Raw genomic sequence first — 419 nt, 5'->3', positions numbered from 1 at the left:
CCCGAAGTGGCCGAGCAGATCGAGTCGATGGGCGCCGAGTTCGTCTATCTCGACTTCTCCGAGGCGCAGACCGACGGCGCCGCGACGGGCGGCTATGCCGCGCCCTCGAGCCCCGAGTTCCGCGAGGCGCAGCTGGCCAGGTTCCGCGAACTGGCGCCGCAGATGGACATCGTCATCACCACGGCGCTGATCCCGGGCCGCGACGCGCCGAAGCTCTGGACCGCCGACATGGTGGCGGCGATGAAGACCGGCTCGGTCATTGTCGACCTGGCCGCCGAGCGGGGCGGCAACTGCGACCTGACGGTGCCGGATCAGCGGATCGTGACCGAGAACGGCGTCATTATCATCGGCTATACCGATTTCCCCAGCCGCATGGGGGCGCAGAGCTCGGAACTTTACGGCAACAACATCCGCCATTT

The 419-nt window shown here is 67.1% G+C and carries 1 pseudogene; it reads left to right on the top strand.

Annotated features, from left to right (window positions below):
* Window positions 1–419: pseudogene (locus tag Q1A36_RS21420) on the top strand (NAD(P)(+) transhydrogenase (Re/Si-specific) subunit alpha); the annotation flags it as partial.

Source organism: uncultured Paracoccus sp. (genome assembly GCF_947487305.1).
Lineage (GTDB): Bacteria > Pseudomonadota > Alphaproteobacteria > Rhodobacterales > Rhodobacteraceae > Paracoccus.
Note: the sequence above shows the minus strand (reverse complement) of the source record. Positions and strands in the feature narration are given on the sequence as shown.